The sequence below is a fragment of the Staphylococcus sp. GDY8P120P genome (assembly GCF_017892065.1).
GTDB classification, from domain to species: Bacteria; Bacillota; Bacilli; order Staphylococcales; family Staphylococcaceae; genus Staphylococcus; species Staphylococcus nepalensis.
On the sequence record NZ_JAESKI010000008.1, the window covers coordinates 372,428 to 378,427 of the forward strand.

At 33.9% G+C, this 6,000-nt stretch carries 5 protein-coding genes and 1 riboswitch; of the genes, 2 read left to right on the forward strand and 3 right to left on the reverse strand.

The genetic code is table 11. The features are described from left to right. Positions 1 to 22 precede the first annotated feature (22 nt). The 3 genes from KA900_RS07905 to metK all read right to left on the reverse strand — a co-directional run bounded on the left by KA900_RS07905 (position 23) and on the right by metK (position 3,355). On the reverse strand, positions 23 to 859 hold the full coding sequence (locus tag KA900_RS07905) for an aldo/keto reductase (protein WP_115342094.1): 837 nt from the start codon (positions 857 to 859) through the stop codon (positions 23 to 25). Between the two features lie 295 nt (positions 860 to 1,154). Beyond that, positions 1,155 to 2,063 carry a nuclease-related domain-containing protein gene (locus tag KA900_RS07910; RefSeq protein ID WP_096809057.1) on the reverse strand — a complete coding sequence of 303 codons (909 nt, stop codon included), beginning with the start codon at positions 2,061 to 2,063 and terminating at the stop codon, positions 1,155 to 1,157. Between the two features lie 95 nt (positions 2,064 to 2,158). Next, complete coding sequence (metK, locus tag KA900_RS07915; protein ID WP_096809055.1) at positions 2,159 to 3,355, reverse strand: methionine adenosyltransferase; 1,197 nt, start codon at positions 3,353 to 3,355, stop codon at positions 2,159 to 2,161. Positions 3,356 to 3,467: 112 nt separating this feature from the next. Beyond that, positions 3,468 to 3,580, reverse strand: a riboswitch (SAM riboswitch). Between the two features lie 154 nt (positions 3,581 to 3,734). On the opposite strand from metK, the gene pckA reads away from it, so the two are divergent. Further along, positions 3,735 to 5,324, forward strand: coding sequence for a phosphoenolpyruvate carboxykinase (ATP) (gene pckA, locus KA900_RS07920; RefSeq protein WP_096809053.1), 1,590 nt, complete (start codon positions 3,735 to 3,737; stop codon positions 5,322 to 5,324). 312 nt (positions 5,325 to 5,636) lie between these two features. After that, a partial coding sequence (locus KA900_RS07925; protein WP_210139420.1) for a transposase occupies positions 5,637 to 6,000 on the forward strand: 364 nt, incomplete at its 3' end.

Consider the following 6,000-nt stretch of genomic DNA (forward strand, 5'->3'; position numbering starts at 1 on the left):
GTATTATACCAATATATATTTTTTAATTCCCGCTAAATTCTAAAGGGTCTGGACCAATTCTTTTATCTTCATTTAATTGGTCTAAACGTTCAATTTGTCCTTTTGTTAATACAAAATCAAACACGTTTAAGTTTTCTTCTATCCTTGATGGCGTTACAGATTTAGGAATTACAACTACGCCGTGTTCAACATTCCATCTTATAATGACTTGCGCAGGCGTTTTACCAATTTCTGAAGCTACTGCTTTAACGGTAGCGTCTTCTAAAATTTGGGCGTTCATTAAGGGAGACCATGATTCAGCCTGTATATTTTGCACTTCCAAATATCTTCTCAATTGGGAGTGAGTTAAGTATGGATGGAATTCAATTTGATTGATGACTGGTTTAATCGAAACTTGTGCTAATAACGCTTCAAGATGTTCAGTATTAAAATTACTTACACCAATATTTTTAACTTTATCGTTTTTATATAAATCTTCCATACCCTGCCATGTATCAATCATTAACGCTTCATCAAGACCAGGCCAATGCATTAAATATAAATCTAAATAATCTAGCCCTAATTTATTTAAACTAGTCTCATAAGCATCTGCTACGTTAACGCGACCATAATCCGCAAGCCATAGTTTAGATGTGATAAACAAGTCACTTCGATTCAATCCTGTTGAAGCCAATCCCTCAGCTATACCTTGGCCAACCATTTCTTCGTTCTCATAAACCATAGCTGTGTCTATATGTCTATAACCACTTTCAATAGCATGTTTAACTGCTGCTTTACACTCGTCGTTGTTTTCTACACGAAATGTACCTAAACCAATAATTGGCATTTCATTGCCATTATAAAAAGTTACATGTTCCAAATTTAAAAACCCCTCTTCTATTAAGCTAACTTTTATAATAATCAAAATCGGCAAACTAATAAATTAAAATGCCTATATTTTTAAATGTAATTTATAAATATTTGTAACGGCAACTATATATTAATGTAATTTATAATTTTTATTAATAACAAAAAAGTTCGAGGTATACTCATAGGTTATCAGGTAGCGTTAAATGTAAAAATGCATCTCCATTCAAAAATGAAGATGCATTCTATTTTGAATATGGCTATTTATAACTCAAACTCAAATTCAGATGCTTATTTATATAACTTTATTAATTAAACATTTCTATTTCTTCCATAACACGTTGCAAGTCTTCAACATTATATTGAATTCTGCCGTGGAAAACAAACTTGTTAAAGTACTCATCAAGTTGTTCTGGTCCTACTAGAACTTTCGAATTTGTACTTTGTGCGTAATTTGAAATTGTCACTGCGCCTTCTTCCTTTGGATTAAAATAAAGGATTGAAGTTGGAGTGAATTTCAAATTCAATTCAGTTTGTAAATCACCAGCAAGTTTTTCAACTTCATTTAAATAATTCGTGTAATTAACAAATGATAACGTATCTTTATCCTCATTTTGATCCATCGCTAATGTTTGCGGCGTTTGTTTGTCAAGATCTAACGTTTCAAATACTTGTTCCATCATCGGTTGTTCTTTAAATTGTGTAGCATTAATTCCATTAAATACATGACCTTTTAATAATTGTGAATCAATAATGTACAAACCAGTTCGTGTAAGTACTAAATGGCTAATACGGCGAACGTCACTAAAATTATTCTTTGGCAAGAAAATATTAGCCATTATATGCATGTCTTCTGGACGGATCCGTTTTTCATTTACTAAACGTTCACGGATACCAATTAATCGCATGTCCGTCACATATTCACTTTCATTTTTAGAGAATAATTTTAAAGCATCTATTTCTTGATTTTTAGAATTAACTGTGGCTTCATATTCTTCTTTTTGCTTAGTTACTTGCTTTTTATTCTCAATTCTTTCTTTTTCTAGCTCCTCGCCATGTTCATCGCTAAGTTTTTGTTCTCTAGATTTATATTGTTCCTCGATTGTTTGCTGTGCTTTTTTCTTACTTTTCAAGGCTACTAAAAATAGGATTAAACAAATAACTGCTACGATAATTGCCACGATTAAACCAATTTCTATCGGTCCAAATGAATTCATAACAACAACGCTCCTTTATATGTTCAGTAACTTAATTATAATAGATATGAGCTCATCATTCGATAGTAAACTTAAAAAAACAAGGTTCTTTTCACCTATACTTGCACACTATCTTTTAATAAATTAACTTTATCTAGTTTTTCCCACGGTAGAAGTATATCTGTACGCCCAAAATGACCATAGGCAGCAGTTTGTTTATAAATTGGATGTTTTAAATCTAACATTTTAATTATACCCGCTGGTCTTAAATCAAAGTGTGCTCTGACCGCTTCCACTAATTCTGCTTCACTTACTTTACCTGTTCCAAAAGTATCAATCGCAATAGAAACCGGTTCTGCAACACCAATTGCATATGCAAGTTGAACTTCACATTTTTCTGCAAGTTCTGCTGCAACTATATTTTTAGCTACATAACGTGCAGCATAAGTTGCTGAACGATCTACTTTTGTAGGGTCCTTCCCACTAAAGCAACCACCACCATGACGTGCGTAACCGCCATATGTGTCTACGATAATTTTTCTGCCTGTAAGTCCTACGTCGCCCTGTGGTCCACCAATTACAAATCGCCCTGTAGGATTGATATAAAATCTTGTATGCTCATCAATTAAACCTTCAGGGACAGTAGGATAAATAACATGTTCTTTGATATCAGTCTGAATTTGTTCCAAAGTAATATTTTCAGCATGTTGTGCTGAAACTACGATCGTATCTATACGTTGCGGTTTGTCTTGCTCGTCATATTCAACTGTAACTTGGACTTTACCATCAGGGCGTAAATATTTTAAAATTTCATCTTTACGTACATCTGATAATCGCTTAGCAAGTTGATGTGATAAAAAGATAGGTAATGGCATATAAGTATCAGTTTCATTTGTTGCGTAACCAAACATTAAGCCTTGATCTCCTGCACCTGTGGCCTCGATCTCTTCTTCTGTAAGATGATCTCGGTACTCTAAGGCATTATCCACGCCTTGAGCAATATCAGGTGACTGTTCGTCAATAGCTGTTAATATAGCCATTGTTTGGCTATCATAACCGAATTTCGCACGTGTATAACCAATATTTTTAATTGTTTCTCTTACCACTTTAGGGATATCTACATATGTCGCCGTTGAAATCTCCCCGGAAATTAATGCCATACCTGTTGTTACTGTTGTTTCACAAGCGACCCTTGCATTTGGATCATCTTTTAAAATTTCATCTAAAATTGCATCCGATACTTGATCCGCAATCTTATCTGGGTGCCCTTCTGTAACTGATTCTGAAGTAAATAACCTTCTATTATAAGTCATAATTAACTTGCTCCTTTAGTTTTAAATTACGAAAATTCTCTTTTATTGAGCTCATTAAAAAAAGCCTTCGTCACTATTATGAATAGAGAGAAGGCCTTTATACGTCCATTCGCTCTTATCGTTCAGACGCTATTTGTCTGCAAACGGTTTGGCACCTTTCTTCATTATAAGAAGAGGTTGCTGGGCTTCATTGGGTCCATGTCCCTCCGCCACTCAGGATAAGAGAATCCGTTAATCACTATAGTACCTAAACTAAGTAACATTGTCAATTTAGGATTAATTAAAATTCCTTTTAAAATGGTGTGGACTATTAAATCATATGTGTTATACTCTTTAATTGTAAAGGCTTACATTTAATATAGCGTTGGAGGGATTTAGTATGGCAGTAGATACATACACTTACACAAATAAAATCCAAAGTATTTTGGACAAGCAATCTTCATTATTTCAACTATCTACAACACAGTTGTATAAAAAAATTCTTGATAATAATGAAGGCGAACTAACTGAACTAGGTGCAATTAACGCTAAAACAGGCAAATACACTGGACGTTCACCAAAAGATAAATTCATTGTTAATGAACCATCCTACAGAGATGATATCGATTGGGGCAATATCAATCAACCAATTGACGAAGAGACATTTTTAAACTTATATGAAAAAGTATTAAATTACTTAAATGAAAGAGATGAATTGTACGTTTTCAATGGTTATGCAGGTAGTGATGAAGATTCACAACTCAAACTAACAGTAGTTAATGAACTCGCTTGGCATAACTTATTCGCACAAAATATGTTTATTCGTCCAGATTCAAAAGAAGAAGCAGAAGAAATCAAATCAGATTTCACTATTGTTTCAGCGCCCCATTTCAAAGCAGACCCAACTCAAGACGGTACAAATTCCGAAACATTTATTATTACTTCTTTTAAGCACAAACTTATTTTAATTGGTGGTACTGAATATGCTGGTGAAATGAAAAAGGGTATTTTCTCAGTTATGAACTACTTATTGCCAAAAGATGATATCATGAGTATGCACTGCTCAGCTAATGTCGGTGAAAAAGGTGATGTGGCGCTATTTTTCGGCTTATCAGGTACAGGTAAAACAACACTTTCTGCAGATGCCAACCGAAAGTTAATCGGTGATGATGAACATGGTTGGAATGAAAATGGCATATTCAATATCGAAGGTGGTTGTTACGCCAAAGCTATTAATCTTTCTTATAAAAAAGAACCACAAATTTATGACGCAATTAAATACGGGACTATTTTAGAAAATGTGGTTGTAGACGAAGACGGTGATATCGACTTTGATGATAACTACTACACAGAAAATACCAGAGCCGCTTATCCAATCAATCACATAGAAAATATTGTTACACCTTCTAAAGCAGCGCATCCTAATACCATTATTTTCTTAACTGCTGATGCTTTTGGTGTTTTACCACCTATTTCTAAATTAAATAAAGATCAAGCAATGTATCATTTTTTAAGCGGTTTTACAGCTAAATTAGCAGGGACTGAACGCGGTGTAACAGAACCTGAACCATCATTCTCAACTTGTTTTGGTTCACCTTTCTTACCATTACACGCAAAAGTATATGCTGATTTACTTGGTAATCTGATAGATAAACACGATGTGGACGTTTACTTGGTCAACACTGGTTGGACTGGTGGTAAATACGGGACAGGACGTCGTATTAGTTTAAATTACACAAGACAAATGGTTGAACAAGCTATCACTGGCCAATTGAGAGACTCGGAATACATCAAAGATGATATGTTTGGCTTAAATATACCAGTTGAAATTAAAGATGTACCACAAACGCTACTTAATCCTATTAATGCATGGAGTAAGCCAGAAGCTTATAGAGAACAAGCACAAGATTTAATTGATAGATTTAAACATAACTTTGAAAAATTTGGCGATGAAGTTTCAGATTTAGCTGAAAATGGCGGATTTAAATAAACGTTATATCAGTATGCTTCTCGCTATCGTGTCATATTTAAAAGTCCCTGGGACATAAATCCCAGAAAAATAGCACTCAGATGATTTAATTCAATTCATCTGAGTGCTTCTTTTGATTCAATACTTCGTATTGTTAGCTCGCTTTCTTAGGGGACAGCTTCAGCCTGTAGTCTTCAGCTTGTCCTATTCCCTCAAGAGTCTCGCCAAAATACGTGACATTTATATGTAATTTTACATTAAAATACTTTTTAAAAATAAGGCCCTTACGTATAATTTAATAAATACCACTAAACTAAATTAACGAGATTCCTTATGTATAAAGATTATAACATGACTCAACTTACACTACCAATGGAAACTTCAGTTCTTATCCCCACAAATGATATGTCACGACATGTTAATGAAATCGTTGAAACAATACCTGAAAATGAATTCGATGAATTCAAACATCATCGTGGTACTACATCATATCATCCCAAAATGATGTTGAAAATTATTCTATATGCCTACGCACAATCCGTATTTTCTGGTGGTAAAATAGAAAAACTGCTTAATGATCGTATCCGAATGATGTGGCTGTCACAAAATCAAACACCTTCTTATAAAACAATTAATCGTTTTAGAGTAAACCCTAAAGTAGACGCCTTATTAGAACCTTTATTTATTCAATTTCACA